This window comes from Acinetobacter sp. 161(2023), assembly GCF_037027805.1.
Classification (GTDB): Bacteria; Pseudomonadota; Gammaproteobacteria; order Pseudomonadales; family Moraxellaceae; genus Acinetobacter.
The window spans coordinates 166744-188297 of the sequence record NZ_JAZEYD010000004.1; the positions used below are offsets into that span (position 1 = coordinate 166744).

A 21554-nucleotide genomic window follows, 5' to 3' on the forward strand; every position below is an offset into this window, starting at 1 on the left:
TGTAAGAATCATAATCGAATTTCAATATAATTGCCTTGGAAGTTTAACTTGATTGCGCCTAGACAAGGGCTATTTGCTAGCCTACTGATCGTTAGTTTTGCATTGCATACCTTTTTATTGGTGATTGCAACGACACACCAGCTCAATGAAAACCGTGCGAGTCAAGGTCAGCTCATGACCAGTCAGCTCGTTGCAGACAGCTTATCCGAGCTAGAACCGGCAAATACGGTATCTTTAGCTCTGATTGCCAATCGCTATGCGACCAATCCAAGCGTTGCGTCTATTCGCATTCTTGATGCCAATAAACAAGTGCTGGCAACAAGCGGAATTTCAAAAACTCGCCAAGGTGAGATTTTTGCTCGAGATGCTCTGCAAAACGAAAAGAAAGTGGGCTCTATTGAAATTACGCTTATTCAGCCAAGTATTGGTGAAATTCTGCGTACTCAATGGCTGGCAATTTTAGCTTCTCTGTTTTTGCATGTTTTATTATGGCTTGCCTATCGCGCGATTGCTCGTCCGACCCGTAGCGAATACTTGGCACGCATTAACGAAGAAAACCGCTTAAAACATGAAATTCAGCAGTTAACTCAGGCATTGGCTCTAGAAAAACAAAATACAGTAACGTTGGTTGCTCAAGCTCAACAACAAGCCAAAGGTAAACCCGCGGCTCGTCCACAGCCAGAGAAAACCGCAGATTCAGCTGACCAACATGTGTTGGCACTCAATATTCAGTTTTATGACCCTAAACAGTTATTAAGCAGTGTTAACCAATCGGTATCTGTTCCGTACTTTAAACTCTGTCAGCTCTTTTTAAACAAGAGTATTGAGTTATGCGTGAAACATTACCAGTTAAAGTTAGCGGACATTGAAGTCGTAAATGAGTTTAATGCTGACGGCGCTACACTTGCGATTTCAACTTCGCATACACACGCTGTAGAGTGTCTGCTTATGGTTGGAACCGTATTCCAGTTGCTCTCTGACGTTTTATATAAACGTTATCGCGAAGATAAACGCTTTGCGCTTCAAACTCGTAGTGCAACGTGTAATGCTGTGGAAGCAATGCAAATTGACGCGAAAGAAGCTGCTCAACGTTTGGCACAGCATCTTCATGCGAAAGAATCTGCTTTATATCTTGAGAATGATCAACTCAAGGAAATTCAAGACAGCTATCAACTTGTTGCGATGCCAAACCCAAGTAATGTCATGACTCGTCATGCCTTTATGATCAATGGCATGAATGCAGAGTGTGCTGAACTTGCTCAAAATATCCGAACTGAAATTTTGATGGGAAAAAAATCAATCCCACAAAATGATAGTCCAAGCAGTGCAGCTTCATAAAAAATAACTGCGCATATCAGAACCTAGCCTTTTGGCTAGGTTTTTTTTATTTAAATTCATTGTTTTTATTTTAAATTATTCCATTTACTTATAATTTATTTGTATAAATAAAGTTGGATCTATTCTATCTCGTTGCAAAGTTGGATAAATCAGAATCATAGGCAAAATTCTTTAAACAGCGTAAACTATGCAAAATTTATTAAATAGAAATTGTCTAACGACAAAAAAAGGTGAAAGCGAATGCCGCTGAGTCGTGTTGAAGATCTTGTCGCCGATATTCGTGCAGGCAAAATGGTTATCTTGATGGATGACGAAGATCGCGAAAATGAAGGTGATCTTGTCATTGCAGCAACGCATGTTCGTCCTGAAGATATTAACTTCATGATTACCCATGCACGTGGTCTAGTTTGCCTAACGTTAAGCCGTGAGCGCTGTAAGCAATTAAACCTTCCGTTGATGGTTGACCAAAACGGTGCTCAGCATAGTACAAACTTTACACTATCAATCGAAGCAGCTGAAGGTATTACGACTGGTATTTCAGCAGCAGAGCGTGCACATACAATTCAAGCTGCTGTCGCAGCGCATGCAAAGCCAAGTGATATTGTACAACCGGGCCATATTTTCCCATTAATGGCACAGCCAGGCGGTGTTCTACATCGTGCAGGTCATACTGAAGCGGGCTGTGATTTAACACGCTTAGCAGGTCTTGAACCCGCTTCTGTCATTTGTGAAATCATCAATGAAGATGGCACAATGGCACGCCGTGCAGATTTAGAAATTTTTGCCGAGAAGCATGGCTTAAAAATTGGTACAATTGCGGACTTGATTCACTACCGCATGACCAATGAGCAAACGGTTGAACGTCTGGATCAAAAAACGATTCAAACAGAATATGGTTCATTTGAACTCTATCGTTATCGTGAGATTGGTAACCCAGACATCCATTTGGCTTTAGTCAAAGGCGAGCCAAAAGAAGGTGTTACAACAGTACGTGTACATGGTTTCAGTCCAATTCGCGATTTACTTAAGCTAAATAAGGCTGATGGTGAACCTGCGTGGAATCTAGACCGTGCACTACAGACAATTGCAGCGAGTGATCGCGGTGTTTTAGTCTGGATCGGGCAAGATCATTTGCAAGACTTGGGACCAGCGCTGGATGATTTAAATAAACCGAAACCGGTGAAATCCAATGCAGCACTTTCACATCAATATCAAACGATTGGTGTAGGTGCTCAAATTTTGCGTGATTTAGGTGTTGAAAAGATGAAGCTTCTTAGCTCACCATTACGTTTCAATGCTTTATCTGGCTTTAATTTAGAAGTAGTGGAATATATCACTGCTGATCAAATCACAACGAAATAATCGAGGTTGCTATGGCAATTCGCCGTATTGAAGGTTTATTACATCTCGCAAGCGAAGGTCGTTATGCGATTTTAGTGGGTCGTTTCAACAGTTTTGTTGTTGAACACTTATTGGATGGTGCAATCGACACATTAAAACGTCATGGTGTAAATGAAGATAACATTACTGTTATTCATGCTCCTGGCGCATGGGAACTCCCGATTGTTGCTAAAAAATTAGCTACATCAAACCAGTTTGATGCAATCATCGCACTTGGCGCAGTTATTCGTGGTAGCACACCACACTTTGACTTCGTTGCTGGTGAATGTGCAAAAGGTTTAGGTGTAGTGGCGTTAGAAAGCAGCTTGCCTGTCATCAATGGTGTATTAACTACTGATAGCATCGAGCAAGCCATCGAACGTTCAGGTACAAAAGCAGGAAACAAAGGTAGCGAAGCTGCTTTAACTGCAATTGAAATGGTTAATTTATTAAAGGCAATTTAAAGCATGTCTCAAACACTGCAAGCCGTTTATGCAGCAAAACGTAAAGCACGTCGTTTTGCTGTACAAGGTATTTATGAGTGGCAAATGAGTCACAACCCTGTACATGAAATTGAAGCACGTACCCGTGCTGAAAATGCGATGCACAAGGTAGACTTGAATTACTATCACGAACTATTAACGCAAGTGATTGCACTGCGCGACGATCTTGATGCATTACTCATTCCGGTACTTGACCGTGAACTTGATGCACTTGATGGTGTAGAGCTGGCAACCTTACGTTTAGGTGCTTATGAGTTACGTGATCATTTAGAAGTACCTTATCGTGTAGTTCTTGATGAAGCCATTGAACTCGCCAAACACTTTGGTGGAGCAGATAGCCATAAATACATTAATGGCGTTTTAGATCGTTTAAGTTCAACACTACGTAGTGCTGAAAAACAACAAGCAAACTAATAGGTTTGAAGTTGATATGGCTGAGTTTTCGATTATTGATCAATACTTTAACAGACAATCTTATACAGATGTCACCTTAGGTATTGGAGATGACTCAGCCTTAGTTACCCCTCCTCAAAATCAACAATTGGTGATCTGTGCAGATACACTCGTTGCTGGTCGTCACTTTCCTCTTGATACCTCTCCCCATGCAATTGGTTGGAAAAGTGTGGCTGTAAATCTTTCCGATATTGCTGCTATGGGTGCTAAACCCCATAGTATTTTACTTGCGTTAAGCTTACCTACCATTGACCATGAATGGCTTGAAGGATTCAGTCAGGGTATCCATGACTGCTGTAATCAATTTGGTGTTGCTCTCATTGGTGGAGATACGACCCAAGGTCCACATCTCACCATTACCGTGACGGCTATGGGCTGGATTGAAACTGGACAAGCTGTGTTACGTTCAGGCGCAAAAGTCGGTGACTATGTGTGTGTGTGCGGTCAAGTTGGAGATGCAGCTTATGGTTTACAACACCTAGGTCATCCCTTACAACAACGACTAGACTACCCAACACCACGTTGTCAGCTTGGACAACAGTTGAAGGGATTAGCCTCTAGTATGATTGATATTTCTGATGGATTAGCCCAAGATTTAGGCCATATTTTAAAAGCATCCAAGGTTGGAGCACGACTCTTCTTGGAAAAATTACCTGTCGATCCAGTATTACAACAATTAAAAGAACAACAACGTTGGCAATATGCGCTTGCAGGTGGTGATGACTACGAATTATGTTTTACAATAACACCGCAAAATTATGAAAAACTTTTGCAAAAACAACTGGACGTTAAGATTACAATGATTGGACAGATCGTCGAACAAACAAAACTAACTTTTGAGCATTTGGGTTCAGATTACCCGTTGCAAATTCATGGATACCAACACTTTGCATAAGCCGCCGATTCATTTTAAGAACATGTCTTGGTTCAACCGCTGCATCGTTTTCTGTGGGGTTGGTTTTGGATCTGGTCTCGCACCTAAAGCACCCGGTACTTTTGGTTCTGCTTTTGCCTTACTTTTCATCCCTGTCTGGGTATCTCTCGGTTTTACGTTAAGTACAATTGCTATTCTCATCATGTCCTTGGTGGGAATTTATATTTGTGACCAAACCGCAAAAATCATTGATGTTCATGATGATGGACGAATTGTTTGGGATGAATTTGCAGGGCAATCAATTACTCTGCTGCCTTTAATATTTTTTAATATAATGTCGTTACAATGGGCGCTAATTGGTTTTTGCTTATTCCGCCTGTTTGATGTTTGGAAACCTTGGCCAATCCGTGTTGCCGACCAGAAAGTTGCTGGTGGCTTCGGAATTATGCTGGACGACATTATTGCAGGGCTTTGGGCGGCACTATGTATCATCATATTTATTACTTTTTGGGGCGTAACGCCATTTAAGTAGGTTTACTCATGTCAACTACCGTTATTATCCTTGCTGCAGGCAAAGGAACGCGAATGCGTTCACAACTACCTAAAGTATTACAACCTTTAGCTGGTCGCCCGCTACTAGGACATGTTATTAAAACCGCAAAACAACTATTAGCAAAAAACATCATTACCATTTATGGACACGGCGGCGATCACGTAAAACAGACGTTTGCACAAGAAAATATTCAATGGGTTGAACAAGCAGAACAGTTAGGTACAGGTCATGCAGTAAAAATGACTTTACCAGTACTTCCTAAAGAAGGAGTTTCACTGATTTTGTCAGGCGATGTGCCATGTATTAGTGCAACTACTTTACAAAAATTATTAGATGCATCAACTCAGACAGGAATTGGCTTAGTTACGCTCACTGTCGATGATGCAACAGGTTATGGTCGTATTGTGCGTCAAGATGGCAAAATACAAGCCATTATTGAACATAAAGATGCAAGTGAAGAACAACGCCAAATTAAAGAATTTAATACAGGCATTTACTGTGTTAGCAACGCAAAACTTCATGAATGGTTGCCTAAACTTTCAAATGACAATGCGCAAGGCGAATACTATTTAACTGACATCGTTGCGATGGCAATTGCAGATGGTTTAGAAGTTGCCTCAGTTGAGCCAGAGCTTGCTTTTGAAGTTGAAGGTGTGAATAACCGTTTACAACTTGCTGCACTTGAACGTGAGTTTCAACAACAGCAAGCAAAAGAGTTGATGCAAGAAGGTGTAACTTTTGCAGACCCTGCCCGTTTTGATTTACGTGGTTCTGTAAAAGTTGGACACGATGTTCGTATTGATGTGAATGTCATTATTGAAGGTGACTGTGAAATCGGTGACTTTGTAGAAATCGGTGCTGGTTGTATTTTGAAAAATACAAAAATTGCAGCAGGAACTAAAATCCAAGCGTATAGCGTTTTTGATGGTGCAATTGTTGGGGAAAATACCCAAATTGGCCCATTTGCACGCTTACGCCCAGGCGCTAAATTGGCTAACGAAGTCCATATTGGTAACTTCGTTGAAGTCAAAAACACAACTATCGGTCTTGGCAGTAAAGCTAATCACTTCACCTACTTAGGTGATGCCGAGATCGGTGCGGACTCAAATATTGGGGCAGGTACAATTACCTGCAATTATGATGGTGCAAATAAACACAAAACCACTATTGGCGATGCAGTCTTTATCGGTTCTAATAGCTCGCTGGTTGCGCCTGTGACTATTGGGAATGGAGCAACAGTCGGTGCGGGTTCTGTGATTACGAAAGATGTGGCTGAACAAAGTCTCTCCTTTGAACGTGCTCAACAAATTTCTAAAGCAAATTATCAACGTCCCCAAAAGCGTGAAAAATAAGAGGATTGAATTATGTGTGGTATCGTCGGAGGCGTTGCAGAGCGTTGTGTAACTGAGATTTTAATCGAAGGTTTAAAACGTCTTGAATATCGCGGTTATGATTCAGCGGGCGTTGCTTTACTGAATAATCAACAAGTTTTACGTGAGCGTCGTGTGGGTAAGGTCATTAACCTTGCCGATGCAGTTGCTGATCAGCAGCTCACTGGGGTAGTTGGTATTGCTCATACACGTTGGGCAACACATGGTAAACCAACTGAAAATAATGCTCACCCACACATGTCGGGTAAAGTGGCAGTCGTCCACAACGGTATTATCGAAAACTATCAAGAGCTTAAAGATGATCTTCAAGCTTTAGGTTATGTATTTACCTCTCAAACAGATACTGAAGTTGTCGCTCACTTAGTTGCAGAAGCGCTAAAAAGCACTGACAGCTTACTTGAAGCAGTAGAATCTGTTGTTCCTCAGCTTAAAGGTGCATATGCACTGGGTATTATCCATAGCGATTACCCAGATGAGTTAATCACTGTACGTGAAGGTTCACCACTCGTTATTGGTGTAGGTATTGGTGAAAACTTTATTAGTTCAGACCAACTTGCGCTGTTACCTGTGACTAACCGCTTTATGTATTTAGAAGAAGGCGATATTGCGCGTCTTACACGTACTTCAATTGAAGTATTTGTAAACGGTCAACCTGTTGAACGTCCAGTGAAAGAGCTTGACGCAACAGTGAGCAATGCTTCAAAAGGTGAATACAAACACTACATGCTCAAAGAAATTTATGAGCAACCAGAAGCAATCAAACAAACGATTTCTCAAGCACTTGATGGCAACAGTTTACGTGAAGATTTCTTGCAAGATGCAAATGCAGATTTCAGTAAAATTCAAAGCGTGCAAATCATTGCGTGTGGTACAAGCTATCACTCAGGCATGATCGCCAAATATTGGTTTGAACAACTGATTGGTGTGCCATGCCAAGTTGAAATTGCGAGTGAATTCCGTTATCGCACACCTGTAATTGTTGAAAATACGCTCTATGTTTGTATTTCTCAATCAGGTGAAACAGCCGATACTTTAGCTGCATTACGTGAAACGCAAAAACGTGCCAAAGCAAACAAGCTCAGCATTCAGACTTTAACGATCTGTAACGTTGCAACGTCTTCAATGGTACGTGAAACTGATCACCACTTATTGACCCTTGCTGGGCCTGAAATTGGTGTTGCATCAACTAAAGCGTTTACGACTCAGCTTGCTGCGCTCATGTTACTCGTTCTAAAAATTGGACAAGTAAAACAGCGTATTAGCAACGCGATGATTGAAGAGCTTGCTCGTGAATTATGGCACAGCCCGAAAGTCATTCTTGATACGCTTAAAAATGATGATGAAATTTTACGTTTATCAGAATTGTTCGTTGAAAAACAACACTGTTTATTCTTAGGCCGTGGCACACACTATCCAATCGCATTGGAAGGTGCATTAAAGCTTAAAGAAATTTCATATATTCACGCAGAAGGCTATGCGGCTGGTGAGTTAAAACATGGGCCATTGGCACTTGTTGATAACGAAATGCCAATCGTTATTCTTGCGCCAAATGATGAAATGCTTGATAAGCTTAAGTCTAATATGGAAGAAGTTCAGGCGCGTGGCGGTGAATTATTCGTTTTCGCTGATGAAAATAGCGGTATTGCCGAAAAAGATCGTCAACACGTTGTACAAATTCCAGCAGTAAACGAATGGCTTGCTCCAATTGTTTACAGCGTACCAGTTCAGTTGTTGTCTTATCACGTTGCTGTATTACGTGGTACAGACGTTGACCAGCCACGTAACTTGGCAAAGTCAGTAACTGTAGAGTAATTCAAAAAGATCATTATTAAGGCATCACCTGCTTTAATAACTGATTGATTAAGCCCGATATGTATAACTGCATAGCGGGCTTTTTTATTGCTTGATTAAAAGGATTGATATAAAACAAACCTAAAAATAAAAAATGGAAAAAATAATTTTTAAGAAAATTACCCATATAAATAGCACCCTAAACCACCCAAGAATGGGTAGTAAGAACAAAAAATATCACAAAGTTAGTTATTTAATTGATGTAATAAACTAAATAATTTATTTTAAAAATTACTTTCAATAATTTTTAATGGCATATTGTTAGGTATATTCATATCATTACTAAAAAATATCACCTCAGAACCACTATATTTATTCTGAGCCGTATAGTTTAAATGATAAATAATACTTCTATTTTTTTTATAAAAATCAATAATATTCTGATTGTTATCATAAGATACAATCCAGTGCTTAAGTGTACTAGATTGTATTAAATAAGCGATTTCAGCATGATCTGAGTGCTCATAAAAATTTTGGTATAAACCTTTACCTTTTTTATAATAGGGTGGATCCAAATACACAAAATTATTTTTTGAGGTACAGATATTTGGAATTAACTCCTTTGCATCTAAATTGGTTACAGTAATATTTTTATTAAAAACAGCAATATTTTCTATTCTTCTGATTAAATTTTTCTTATTAAACCTTGTATCAAGCTTCCAGTTTCCTTCCTGATTTTTCCCCCCAATAACTCCTGCCTGCAAAATTCCAGATCTATTCGTTCTATTCAGAAAAAAAGTTGCAAAAGCCACTTCTTCGATAGAATAGTTTTTATAATTTTTGAAAATTTCACTTTGAATATGCCATTCTTCGATGCAAATTAAAGTATCCTGAATATTCTTACATAAATATTCAGGATTATCTTTAAGCACTTTCCAAAAAGAGTACACAGGAAAATTTAAATCATTAATATGGATATTTGATACCGTTTGGTCTAAAAGTAGATTAATTGCAACTCCAGCACCACCAGCATAAGGTTCAATGTAATTAGCACCCATTAAATTATTATTTTCCAACAATAATTTAATTGCATTAGTGATTTTACCTTTACCACCAGGATATCTTAAAGGAGTATTAAACAAATTAGAACCTACTGTAAGCCTTTACCACTCGAAACCCAATTGTTCAGCCTGAGCTTTTTGTGGACGTAATTCAATTTTAACTCGTATATTGCCCGCATTTCTACTTAAGTTCCACTGAACTTTAATTGGAACAACTACATTTCCGTCAGGAACAGGCAGATTTAGTACAGTATTTTTTTCTGTATCATTACTAAAGTCTATGGGAAAATCAATTTGAAGAATTTTTACAGTCTCTCCTAAAAACTTCTTCTCATCTTGATGAACATTTACCTCATTTTTCAAATCGTCAGCTGTAGCTAGAAAACTTTCTTCGCTAGCAAATAAGTCAACATTAGTATCATGTACATCCAAATTGACCGTAAGACTTCCCACTGAACTAGTTTTTAATAGTATTATTCCTTTGTCAAAGCCACCTTTCTCTTGTCTTTTAATATCTTGAATTTCCTTGATTTCAGCATCAGAAATTTCCAGATTTGTCTTTAAAGCCTCAATAACTTCAAGTACATCTGCGAGCTCCTCCATAATTTCTGTAGTTGAGGTAGCGTCATTAACCTCAAAAGCTTCTTCAATTAATTTAGTTTTTAACGCTTTTGTTAATAATTCACCCCTGACTTCTTTTTTGACAACTGCTTCACCTTTAAATTCTATATTCTCAGGTATTTTATCCCTTACAATTTTTTTAAATACTAAAGTATCTTCTTTTTTACCAAATAAATCATTAACTTCGACTTTACAACCTCTATCTTGCAACATATAGAAAGCATGCGACAATATTCCACCATGCAATTCTATAACTATATTTTTTTCTTTAACATAATCTGCTAACTGATTAATAAAACTATCATTTCTTATCATCTGCTCCTCTCGGGGCAATATAATAATTCTATCAAGTACTTTTCCACTTGATTTTAAAACTTCCCAGTCAGATAAGGTATTAATAGTCGCGACATGTTGATCTGGTTGTTTAAATTTGGATACTTTATTAATTTTTCTTTTATCTAATTCAAACTTATGATGATACCAAGGCATATAATCAATAACCTGATTATTTTTATGTGCTTTAATAAACCACATTATATTTACAGGCTCATTTAAAATATTGGAAAGTTTCCTACTATTTAAGGCTATACCATTGCATATATTTAGATCGCCAAGAGTATCTTTCCAATCACATCTTTCATCTGTTTTATAAGTAATCCACCGTCCCTCTTCATTAGGGGCAATAAAGCGATCTTTATACCTAATTCTTGAAGATACTTTATAGTTCTTCAATTGTTTTTCTGACTTATCAAGGTTTAGACTTTGTGTATCAACTTCATATACATCATGTGAGAACCAATACATACCTTCAGGAATACCCCATAATGCCTCTATTCTCACATTACGCTTATTTGGTTCCGCGAAACTCCAAGCTGAAGCAATTGCTGGTATAAAATTATGAGAAATAAAAATATAGTCTTCTATATTATTAACTATATCTAAATAATCTTGTTTTAAAGTATTTTGGAACCAATTAAAAACGGATGTAACATCTCTTAACTCATCACTTCTAGCAAGCATATGTTGCTCACGGTTAAGAACATCTGTTCTAATTACTAAAGGGCCTAATTTTAAAAGTTTTTTAATATCCTCTTCTATTTTCTGAGATGGGTTCCCATTAATAAGGCTTTTAATTTCATGAATGTTATCAAGGATATAAAAATCACCAATATCAAACCCTAGATCATTTTTATAAATTCTAGCATTATTTAATTTATTAAAAGAATGATAGTCTTTTTCAATTGCTTGTCTAAATATATTTAAATCATTATAGGATGCAATATCATTATTACTAGTATTATTTAAAAGATTCTCAGGAATTTCTCCTTTTTCTTTATTGCATAAGTCTGCTTGAACTAGCCAGATACTTTCCCCATCCCATACCCACTCAAAATGCAGTCTTAATTTATTCTTATGAGCCCATAACATTACAGGTTTAATATGTTTATCAATAGCAAGAGGACTGGTACAAACTAACGGTGAGAGCTCTCCTAATGTTCCATCTCGCCAAGGTCTAACTGCTTTATTTTTACTAAGCTGACCAGATTGTAATTCAGTTTCGAGCGCAAAATCTCTCAAATCCTTGCCAATTCGTCTTTCATTGGAGAGATGACCTTTAGCTTTTGTTTTGACTGATTTTTGTATAACCCAATGTATTTTAGTATTAACTGTACGGACGTATGCTAATATTTGATCGATAGTTTCAAATAATTTTTCTGTATTTGTTTCAAACGATTGATAAGTACCTCTCAGCTCTATTGACTCATCAACCGCGCTTGATCTTATATATAAGTTTTGATTCAAAAACCCGATCGTAGAGAGAATTGATTCAAATTTATCTCGTTTCTTTAAATAATACTCTAAGTTCTCATTTGTAATTACAAAAAAATCTGGAACCCACAAATGAGGAATAGATGATAATCCAAATGCTTTTAAACCAATGCTCTGTGATGTAATTTCATCAATACTTAATTCTTTTAATCCAGTTTTATCAACAATATTAATTGGCCGTAAAGGGGAGAATTCAGTTTTGCCTTCCTGATTAATATTTCTTCTCTCCACCATTACCTGAAGCTCCAAAAATAACTTTCGCTAATTCTTGCAGCTTAGCTAATGCCGTATCTGCAAAATATCCTGTAATAAATCCAATTCCAAGAAATGTTACAAATGGATTAGTCTGCCCTTCCTTGGTTGCAATTGCTAAACCAACTATACCACTCTCGAATAAAATTCCTAAAATAGCAGCTAAAGCGGCTGATAACCATGGAGAAAAAAGTCGCCAGATACGTCTATCTTGATGCCACCAACCTCTTCCCACTACATGGTATAAATACTTCAGCCCAAACATTGCCCCACCAATTAAACCAGCTATAGCGAAGGCTAATAACTGTTGTAATGGAGTGGATAGTGTATCAAAAGTTAGTGAAAAAGGGAGAAGCACAAAATTATAGTCAAGTATCCAAATTATTCCGCAAAATGAATAAATCAGCAGAATCAAAAGGTAAATTGATTCAAGACCAATTTGAACTCTAATCCAGACAGGATACTCGCTTCTATATTGATGTCTTACTCTGCCATCAGTTGGGTCTGCACTATTCCATACAGGGAGGCCATCTCTTCTACCCTCTTCAACAGCATTTTCTGTATCTTGCTCAGACATTTCTAATTGCCCCTACATAAATGTGCTTTCGGGCTCAGTCATTCACAACATTACAAAAAACATTCTTAGATCGCTTATATGTATGAAGTGACTGCTCTTCAAACGCATGTGTTTTATAACTATAAGAATCTGCAATCCCATAAAAATTTGCTAAAATTTTTCTAAAATATTGAGATTGGGGATTAGGCAATTTTGTAAGTAGACCAGTTCTATTTTGCTTTGAAAAAGAATCTGAACAAAATAAATACTCTGAGTTTTTTCCTATATTGCACAAATCATTTTCGTCTGCCTTTTCCCAAAGAAAATTTTCGTCATCCTGTACTAATTTCTCGAGACTATCTTCAAAAGGAACTATATGTAAATGCGCATGATTTACTCCACATGAAGTTAATCCTTCTAAAAGTGAACCATGCTCAAACACTACACATTTACCATATTCTCTTTCAATATTTTTTTTAACAATTTCTACAAAATCAATGAAATAAGATTCACAATAATATTCTGATAAATTATATATATGCTGTTTAGGAAAAATAAGTGTCCACCCAGAAATAAAACCACCAATTGAACAAATCGCATAAAATGAGTCATCCTCATAAATCGGTCGATCTATGTCATTCAGGAGCTCATGATCTGAGCTTGCAATATTGCAAAATTTGCACTCATGAGGTTTCATTTTTTGGCTCTCTATAAGTTATGACCCTAGTTTTAACTTAAACTATGTAGAAATAATAAATTTTTACTCTACATTATACAATATCTCTCTTAAGCTTTTTATGTTGTATAAAATTTCAGAATCAAAGTGCTAAGGAAGCCATCACAAACATTTAGAATATTAACTATTTCATAAATTTTTTCTAAAGTTCGATTCCCTTCTCCTAACTCGACCGGTACGGATGGCTTTTGAAGTAAGTTCCGTGACAAGATCGGCCAATTTCGGCCCGCAACTGTTGCTGAACAGCACTTAATAGCCAGCGAAACTGCCAAGCATGCAAGATTAGCTCCGATAGTGCCGCTGCCGATGAATCCGATAAGTGAGGGCATGAGTTGTGCTCCTTATGTCGAGGCAAGCAATTGTGCATTGCTTTGCTATGAAAGAAAAACCAGTTTGATAGTAGAAAACTCCCCTAGGACCCTATGTCACAACGGACTTTTACTTTTGCGCTGATTTAAAGTTTGAGAGATCATTGCGACACAGAGATAAAGGAGCTAAGCGAACTTAGCCCATTTTAGTTTTGTCACAGCGTTGAATGCTGCTGAACAAGTTAGGGGCAAAGTCCTGTGGGAGAACAGGACTTTGCAAACTGGTGTGTTTTAAACGCTGTACGGTTTGAGATGAATACACCTGTGCAAGCTGTTGGCAAATACAATCGCAACTGGCTTGCATGTGCTCACCTGACAAGCAAATTCTTTTAAATTCCTGCTGAGCATGGGCATCATCATGTGTAATACCGTAAGCACCGACCATAAGGTTTAAAAACAATATTAATTTATGAAGTTTCATATTATTCTCATGATTATTTATATCTTTAAATAAAACAAAAATACAATTCATCTTAATATTAAAATATTTTTTTAAATAATAATTAACCCTCCCACAAATACAGGAAAATAAAATAATTAAAATTTTAAAATAAAAATAATTTATAAATTTAAAAAATCAGGATATAGAAAACCCAAATTTTAAATAAATAAAATAATTAAATAAGAGAGAAAATGAGTTTGAATAGTGGCATAGCCAACTCCTTAAAAATGGAGTCCTACCACCAAATTACCGCGAATTAATTTATGGTGGTAGAACGAAAGAGGGTTAGCAGACTGACCTAGCGACCAGCACGCGCGAACGCGTCCCCCTTCCGCCCTACCATAGAGAAAAAGGGGGCACAAAGGTTCAACACGGGAAATACTGAGAAAGTATAACCCGACACGCTAGGGTACGGTCTGCTAAAACCGACTGGCAATGTAGGCCAGCAACGAGATAATAATCGGTGATTTTAATTACGTCAATTTATTTTAATAAAAAAGTTTAAATATAATAATTTAATTAATGTTTAGATAATATTATCCTTTTTATTATATTTATGACTTTTAATTAAATTTAAAATATAAAATTTGGTTATATATATTTAGTTAATAAAATAGATTAATCGTTAATTCTAATTTAACAGTTTATATAGATACATCTAACATGAAGACGATTTAAGTATAAAAACAACTTATAGAACGCCCCTACTCCATAAGTCGATAACAGATACCTCTTACCGTCTTTTCGAGTGCTTATTTTTCTACAGCTTTATTGAATTTATAAAGCTCTAAAGCATAGTCTCTGGTCTTTATTAAGACATTCTAATAAATATAATTAAATCAACATGTTATATACAAAAACCAACAAAAACAGTTGGATTTATATGTGAAAAATTATGATATAAATCACGCTTCGAAATTTACTTGATAACTATTAATTTCGACAACTACAAAAACTTTCTAATTATAAGGAGTGACTTATCATGGCTAATGGATTCCCAGAAGGAAACTTTAGAATCGTTAACAAAGCGACAGGTGCATGTATTTCAAGTCTGTACGGTGGTCAGACCCATGGTTTACAAGATGCAGTAACTGCGCGTGGTGAAACGGGTAAATTAGCTTACTCTCATACAAATGACCGCCTATTTACGGTACATGACAAAGTTAAAAATATAGAAGAAGAGCTTTGGTATTTTGACAGTCACGCAGACAGTTGGGGTCGTAGAGTGAATATGCTTTATAACAAAGTTAAAGATATCCGTTCTAGTTGGGCTCTCGGTGCTCGTGTTGAAACAGATGCGATTGCATATAAATTATTAGATAAAGATTTAGAAAATTTCCTTAGCCTTTTACCAAAGCAAGATGAAGAAACACTCACCCACTTAAAAACCAGTGATTGTCTTGATATTGTTGGTTTATTAGAGACATTTATTCATAGTAACGGCGAAGAAAATATTAAATCCGAACTTATTGGCAAGCTCGATGAAACTAAGCTGAATGAATATTTAAATGCAGTACTGGCTCATGAGTCAATTCGTCGCATCGAACAAAAATTCGATAAATATGCTGAATCTTCGTTTCTATTTTTAAAAATTCCTGGACTTAACGATTTACCTGAAAATCCTTTCGCTCAGCAAAATGAACAAATCTATAAGATCATTCTTGCCGCTGTGCAATTAGATGTCTTGGATCAAAAAGATTGGACTACAAGGTCAGAGTTCCGATTGCATTTACGCCATGACAATATCGATGCTCTACTAAAAAATATGAAGAAAGAGAGCATTGAGACGCTTTATGAAAAAGTTTATAAAGAATATGAAAATACTCAAGACCTCAAAAAAGAAGCCGTAAAAGTCCTTCTAGAGCTTAGAAAAACGCTAGATTTACATACGAATGAAAAAAATATGGATACGGTCAAAAAGATTTTACAGACAAGCTTAAAATCAAATGAGTCTTTTGAACAACTGCAAACAGCGTTAAACAGTACCAATGGTAAAGAATTAAAACCAGTGAATTGGCACAGTGGCGATGTTTTCTTGCAAGGTGCGGGTCGCCAGTACCAAACTAAGTGGGCATTTGAAGATGGTTATATCTTTGTAGAAGGCCAACCAGATGCGGTACTGACAAATACTTGGGGTTCATCTGTAGGTATTAGTCAACGATCTGATGATCCAAGACAACGTTGGGAATTTAAATAAGCTTAATTTGAGCTAGAAAATAAGATGGTAAGAGAAAGCTCTCTTACCATCCTTATAAAATTTATATTGCGATATCTTTTACTAGTAAATGCTTACCTAACAAAGAAAAACTAACATCCGCAACTTCCAACGGGTCTGAACTGGTCCAAATAATATGATTCCCCTCATTTGGACTTTCAGAACTTAACTTATATTGATTGAGCTGCCGAATTAATTGCGCTGTTACCGCTTCCGAAGGCTCAATAATTTGGATATCACGGCCTACAATTTCCTGAATCGTATCTGAGACAAACGGATAGTGTGTGCATCCTAAAATAATCGTATCGACTTTTTGTTCGACCAACGGCGCCAAAATATTTTTTAAATAATCCTTAACTTCCGCTGTATGCGCTTTACCCGTTTCAATTTTTTCGGCTAAACCAATACACGGCACCAAAGACACTTTAATATTTTGCGCATACGTTTCAATTAAACTTTTTAAGTTTTTGCCCTTAACCGTCGTTGCGGTTGCCAAGACAGCAATATGCTTGCTCATGGTCATTGCTACAGCAGGTTTTACCGCTGGTTCTATGGCAATAAGCGGCACACTAATTTGTGCTCTAATCGTTTCAATCGCTACAGCCGTCATGGTGTTACAAGCAACCACAATCGCTTTGCACTTCCCGTCATTTATAAGATTTGAGATTAAATGAGTAGTTCTTGAAACAATCCAGTCGCTTTCCCTGTCGCCATACGGGACATATTTCGAGTCTGCAAAATAGATAATATCTTCATTCGGAAGAGCCTGCCGAATATGCTTAAAGAGAGACAGCCCGCCTAAACCAGAATCAATCATTCCAATCGGGTTATTCTTCTGGTTCATTATTTTTCCAATTTCAATTTCGAAAATATACTTTTTATTATTATATTCTGTTTTTAAATCAGGCCCAACGAGGACCTGACCTAAATTTCAAATTTTATTTTAGGCTGCCGCTTTTTGTTCCTTAATCCAATTTTTAATACGGGCATCCAATATATTTAAAGGCAAAGTTCCTGCATTTAAAACCATGTCGTGGAACGCTTTGATATCAAAACGGTCTCCAAGCTCATGTTTCGCTAACTCCCGTAGCTCTAAAATTTTCAGTTGTCCCATTTTGTATGCCAAGGCTTGGGCAGGAATAGCAATATAGCGGTCTGTCTCTGCCTGAATATCAGGTTCATCTAAAGCAGAATGTTCTCTCATAAAATCAATCATTTGCTGACGTGTCCATTTTTTATAATGTACGCCAGTATCAACCACTAACCGACAAGCACGGAACAACTCACTCGATAGTCTTCCATAGTCTGAAAGCGGGTCTTTATAAAAACCAACGTCTTTACCCAACTGCTCTGCGTAAAGTGCCCATCCTTCAATGTAGGCGGTGTGATTGGGTTGCTTACGGAACATCGGCAAATTAGGCAGGTTTTGAGCAATATCAATCTGCATATGGTGGCCGGGAATTGCCTCATGGTAAGCAGTCGCTTCCATGGATATTTTGGAACGTTCAGAGAAGTCGCCTGTATTCACATATACTTGTCCGGGGCGTGAACCATCAGGCGTGCCTTGGTGATACTCCGCTCCTGCCGCTTCTTTTTCTCGATATTGCTCTACAGGTAAAACTTCGACTTTATTTTTGGGCAATAAACCAAATAGCTTCGGCAACTCTGGTTGCATTTGGGCAATATACCCGCGATAAATCTCTAAAATTTCTTCACGAGATTTTGGGAAAACAGCTGGATTTGTTTTTAAAGATTGCTGGAAACTTTTTAAGTCATTAAAACCTTGTGCTTTGGCAATTTTCAGCATTTCCGCTTCAATACGAGCAACTTCTTTTAATCCGAGCTGATGAATATTTTCAGGGCTTTCAGAGGTGGTCGTATTGTTTTCTACATAATAGCGATAAAGCTCATCACCTTTTGGCAAACTCCATATACCCTCATGCTGTCGTCCATAGGGTAAGTAATCTTTCTGAATAAACGTACCGAGTTTTTGATAAGCAGGCCGTACACTCTGATCTATGGCCTGTAGTATTTCACGGCTTAAACGCTCTTGTTCTGCTTTCGGAATATTATTTGGAAATTGCTTTAATGGCGAAGCAAAAACACTGTCCTTCCCTGCTGGCGTTGCAATACTATTAATCTGCTTTGCTACCTTTTCAATTAAATATTTCGGTGGCATTAAACCATCTTTTTGTCCTTGTTTTGCTAACTGAATCCCTTGATCAAGAATAAGAGGAATTTGTTTTAAACGAGCAATATAGTCTTGATATTGCTTCGCATTATTAAATGGAATCGAACTAATAAATCCCGGAAATTGTAAATGTAGCCCCCACATTTGATTGAAAGGCATCTCATAGAGTTTCAAATCATAATTTTTAAGTGTCTCTTTCAACTGATAAATCATTAATTCTTTATTTAATTGATCAGTTGCTGAAAATCCTGTGCTATCAATCGCTTCAAAACGTTTTAAAAAATTTTGAGTAGTTTTTCTATCTTTATCGATCTGATTTTTTGAAACCTCGGTCCATCGATCGTTGTAACGTAAATCTCCTAAACCCGTTGCAGTTTCAGGATTATTTTTTAAAGTGTATTCCCATTGCTCTTGTAAAAGCTGGTTTAAAGCTTTCACCCGAACAGAGACACCCCTGTTTTGTTTAGATTGTGATTTTTCGATGGTATTTGTATTTATTTCGGGGCTTGCAGCATAAGAAGAATGAGACATCCAAAATAAAACACTGATACAAGCCAACTGTAAAGTTCTGTTTTTCATTTAATTATCCAGACATATTTAACGAAGTTTAAAATATAGACAAAACAATTTACGTGCCAAGCAGCATATAAAATAGTGTAAAAATCGAGTATTTTTTTAACTCAATGATTTTATAAATTAATTTTCTTTTTAATTAAATTATTTATAGTTGCTATCTATATTCCGTAGCTGACTTTAATGGTTCAGAAACTTAAAAAAGTGCACATGAGCGATCTCAGTGCACTTTTGAATTTCTACATTAAAAATTGTTTCTTAAGAAAACAAATATTGATAAACAATATATGCAGCCAGTTTTGCTGTTCTATTGTCTAAATCAAATTTTGGATTGCACTCAGCAATATCTAAAAGTTTAATTTTTCCAGTCTCTTGAATATGCTTAAAAATTGCTTCAAAAGTGGCTAAATCAATTCCTTTGACAGCTGGTGCACTGACCCCCGGTGCAACCGCAGCCGCGAAGACATCTAAATCAATCGTAACGTACAAACAGTCTACTTTTTCAATAAAAGCGTCAACCGCCGCGAGCACTTTTGGTAGGTTAAAAATATTAACCTCATGATCGCGTAAATATGAACAATTTAGCGCATCAGCTGTATCAAACAAAACTTTAGTATTGGCATGGTTGGCGACCCCAATACATAAATAATTAAATTGTTTTTGATGCTGTTCTGAAAGCCTTGCTGCTTGTAAAAAAGGTGTTCCAGAGGTGGCATGCTCTGCTTCACGCAAATCAAAATGGGCATCAAAATTAATAATGCCTATTTTTTTATCTGGCGCGTGCGCTTGTACATATTGGAATAGACCACTAAAGCTACCAAATGCGACTTCATGTCCACCGCCCAATACAATCGGTTTTAAACCATTTTGTAGGCTAGTTGCGACTTGCTCAGCCAACTCAGTTTGGGCTTGCTCTAAATTGTCATATTCGCAGGTCACTGTACCCAAATCGATAATACTGACTGGACGATGAATAGGTAAATTGGCAAGCTGATTACGGATTGCATCTGGCGCATCAGCAGCACCGACTCGACCTTTGTTACGTTTCACACCTTCATCAGAGCTAAAACCAATCAGCGCAAATTCGGCATGTTGGGTTTTATTCATAATATGGTGAATACGTTGGTGTGCTTCACCCTCGCCATCATGGCGACCTTGCCATTTAAATGTGTGATTCATGTGACACCGTTTAAAAAATAACTTCTTGTCCATGCTGAATTACTCGCTTAGGCAAATCGCCACCAAGCCAGTAAACAATTTCAGATGGATGCTCAATATCCCAAGCCACAAAGTCAGCGACTTTACCCTGCTCCAAACTACCGTGTGTTTGCTCTAAACCGAGCGCTTGTGCAGCATGAATGGTGACACCCGCTAAAGCTTGTTCAGGCGTTAAACGGAAGAGCGTACTGCCCATATTCAGCATTAAACGTACAGAAAGTGCTGGAGATGTGCCCGGGTTTAAATCACTCGATAACGCAATACGCACACCATGTTTAATCAGACTTTCAACAGGTGGATATTGTGTTTCACGCAATAGATAAAAGGCACCCGGCAATAACACAGCAACCGTGCCCGACTCTGCCATGGCTTTAACATCATCTTCGGTCATGTACTCTAAATGGTCGGCTGACAAAGCATGATAACGTGCTGCCAAGCTTGAGCCACCTAGCGATGAGAGCTGTTCAGCATGAAGCTTAACGGGTAAACCCAATGATTGTGCCGTTTTAAAAACACGTTCAACCTGAGCAGGTGAAAAGGCTAAATGCTCACAGAACGCATCTACTGCATCGACTAAACCTTCAGCATGCAGTTTAGGCAACATTTCTGTACAGATATGCTCAATATAAGCATCGCTTTGATCTTTGTACTCTGGCGGTAAAGCATGAGCAGCCAAACATGTGCTTTTGACCGTCATTGGTAAAGCTTCACCAATTTGACGGATTACACGCAGCATCTTGCGTTCATTTTCGTAATTGAGTCCGTAACCAGACTTAATCTCGATGGTCGTTACGCCGTCTTGCTGCATACAACGAATGCGCTTAAGCGCCGAATTTAATAATTGTTCTTCGCTTGCTTCACGCGTTGCACACACTGTGCTGGCAATGCCACCACCGCTTGCTGCAATTTCAGCATAGCTCACACCTTGCAAGCGTTTTTCAAACTCAACACTACGGTTGCCACCAAATACACTATGCGTATGACAGTCGATGAACCCTGGGGTAACCCAAGCTCCATTTAAATCAACTGTTTCGGAATATGTGTCGGTAGGAAGTTGTTGTTGTTTTCCAATCCACTGAATGAGATGCCCTTCTGTGACAATTGCAGCATCTTCAATGTAAGAGTATTGCCCATTTTGCATGGTCGCAATGTGGCAATTTTGCCAAAGTTTTTTCATGAGCCTTTCCTCAAAACTGCCCAATAGTTAA

General features: G+C 37.6%; 18 protein-coding genes and 1 pseudogene. 9 read left to right on the forward strand and 10 right to left on the reverse strand.

Translation table 11 applies throughout. From position 1 onward, the window contains the following. The first annotated feature begins 30 nt into the window (after positions 1-30). From WA249_RS05185 to glmS, 8 genes are all read left to right on the forward strand, one after another. Positions 31-1338, forward strand: coding sequence for a hypothetical protein (locus tag WA249_RS05185; RefSeq protein ID WP_336166781.1), 1308 nt, complete (start codon positions 31-33; stop codon positions 1336-1338). Between the two features lie 240 nt (positions 1339-1578). Further along, positions 1579-2700, forward strand: coding sequence for a bifunctional 3,4-dihydroxy-2-butanone-4-phosphate synthase/GTP cyclohydrolase II (gene ribBA, locus WA249_RS05190; protein WP_016139809.1), 1122 nt, complete (start codon positions 1579-1581; stop codon positions 2698-2700). Between the two features lie 11 nt (positions 2701-2711). Beyond that, positions 2712-3182, forward strand: coding sequence for a 6,7-dimethyl-8-ribityllumazine synthase (gene ribH / locus WA249_RS05195; protein WP_002119264.1), 471 nt, complete (start codon positions 2712-2714; stop codon positions 3180-3182). 3 nt (positions 3183-3185) lie between these two features. After that, positions 3186-3635 (forward strand): transcription antitermination factor NusB, encoded by a 450-nt coding sequence (gene nusB, locus WA249_RS05200; protein WP_336166785.1) that lies wholly within the window; start codon positions 3186-3188, stop codon positions 3633-3635. A gap of 16 nt (positions 3636-3651) precedes the next feature. Beyond that, a complete protein-coding gene (gene thiL / locus WA249_RS05205; protein WP_336166787.1) occupies positions 3652-4569 on the forward strand; it encodes a thiamine-phosphate kinase in 918 nt (305 codons plus the stop codon). Continuing rightward, positions 4547-5080 (forward strand): phosphatidylglycerophosphatase A family protein, encoded by a 534-nt coding sequence (locus WA249_RS05210; protein ID WP_336166789.1) that lies wholly within the window; start codon positions 4547-4549, stop codon positions 5078-5080. The genes thiL and WA249_RS05210 overlap by 23 nt, the downstream gene beginning before the upstream one ends. Before the next feature lie 8 nt (positions 5081-5088). Continuing rightward, the gene (gene glmU, locus WA249_RS05215; protein WP_336166791.1) at positions 5089-6453 is read left to right on the forward strand and encodes a bifunctional UDP-N-acetylglucosamine diphosphorylase/glucosamine-1-phosphate N-acetyltransferase GlmU; all 1365 of its coding nucleotides are present in this window, start codon (positions 5089-5091) and stop codon (positions 6451-6453) included. A gap of 12 nt (positions 6454-6465) precedes the next feature. Next, positions 6466-8304: a glutamine--fructose-6-phosphate transaminase (isomerizing) gene (gene glmS / locus WA249_RS05220; protein WP_336166793.1), complete on the forward strand. Its 1839-nt coding sequence runs from the start codon at positions 6466-6468 to the stop codon at positions 8302-8304. A 263-nt stretch (positions 8305-8567) separates the two neighbouring features. On the opposite strand, the gene WA249_RS05225 is transcribed toward glmS, so the two are convergent. The 6 genes and pseudogenes from WA249_RS05225 to WA249_RS05250 all read right to left on the reverse strand — a co-directional run bounded on the left by WA249_RS05225 (position 8568) and on the right by WA249_RS05250 (position 14128). Then, positions 8568-9425 (reverse strand): DNA adenine methylase, encoded by an 858-nt coding sequence (locus WA249_RS05225; protein WP_336166795.1) that lies wholly within the window; start codon positions 9423-9425, stop codon positions 8568-8570. A gap of 21 nt (positions 9426-9446) precedes the next feature. Continuing rightward, a complete protein-coding gene (locus WA249_RS05230) occupies positions 9447-12029 on the reverse strand; it encodes a nucleoside triphosphate pyrophosphohydrolase (protein ID WP_336166797.1) in 2583 nt (860 codons plus the stop codon). After that, positions 12007-12624, reverse strand: coding sequence for a hypothetical protein (locus tag WA249_RS05235; protein ID WP_336166799.1), 618 nt, complete (start codon positions 12622-12624; stop codon positions 12007-12009). The genes WA249_RS05230 and WA249_RS05235 overlap by 23 nt, the downstream gene beginning before the upstream one ends. A gap of 34 nt (positions 12625-12658) precedes the next feature. Further along, complete coding sequence (locus tag WA249_RS05240; RefSeq protein WP_336166801.1) at positions 12659-13300, reverse strand: HIT family protein; 642 nt, start codon at positions 13298-13300, stop codon at positions 12659-12661. A gap of 98 nt (positions 13301-13398) precedes the next feature. Continuing rightward, the gene (locus tag WA249_RS05245) at positions 13399-13668 is read right to left on the reverse strand and encodes a hypothetical protein (RefSeq protein ID WP_336166804.1); all 270 of its coding nucleotides are present in this window, start codon (positions 13666-13668) and stop codon (positions 13399-13401) included. A gap of 165 nt (positions 13669-13833) precedes the next feature. Further along, positions 13834-14128, reverse strand: a pseudogene (locus WA249_RS05250) (hypothetical protein). A gap of 1003 nt (positions 14129-15131) precedes the next feature. On the opposite strand from WA249_RS05250, the gene WA249_RS05255 reads away from it, so the two are divergent. Further along, positions 15132-16346 (forward strand): hypothetical protein, encoded by a 1215-nt coding sequence (locus tag WA249_RS05255; protein WP_336166806.1) that lies wholly within the window; start codon positions 15132-15134, stop codon positions 16344-16346. A 61-nt stretch (positions 16347-16407) separates the two neighbouring features. Here WA249_RS05255 and murI read toward each other — a convergent pair whose 3' ends face one another. The 4 genes from murI to hutI all read right to left on the reverse strand — a co-directional run bounded on the left by murI (position 16408) and on the right by hutI (position 21523). After that, positions 16408-17208 (reverse strand): glutamate racemase, encoded by an 801-nt coding sequence (gene murI / locus WA249_RS05260; protein WP_336166808.1) that lies wholly within the window; start codon positions 17206-17208, stop codon positions 16408-16410. A gap of 99 nt (positions 17209-17307) precedes the next feature. Beyond that, positions 17308-19134: a DUF885 domain-containing protein gene (locus WA249_RS05265; protein ID WP_336166810.1), complete on the reverse strand. Its 1827-nt coding sequence runs from the start codon at positions 19132-19134 to the stop codon at positions 17308-17310. 252 nt (positions 19135-19386) lie between these two features. Beyond that, positions 19387-20307 (reverse strand): formimidoylglutamase, encoded by a 921-nt coding sequence (gene hutG / locus WA249_RS05270; protein ID WP_336166812.1) that lies wholly within the window; start codon positions 20305-20307, stop codon positions 19387-19389. A 10-nt stretch (positions 20308-20317) separates the two neighbouring features. Continuing rightward, positions 20318-21523, reverse strand: coding sequence for an imidazolonepropionase (gene hutI, locus WA249_RS05275; RefSeq protein WP_336166814.1), 1206 nt, complete (start codon positions 21521-21523; stop codon positions 20318-20320). Positions 21524-21554 lie beyond the last annotated feature (31 nt).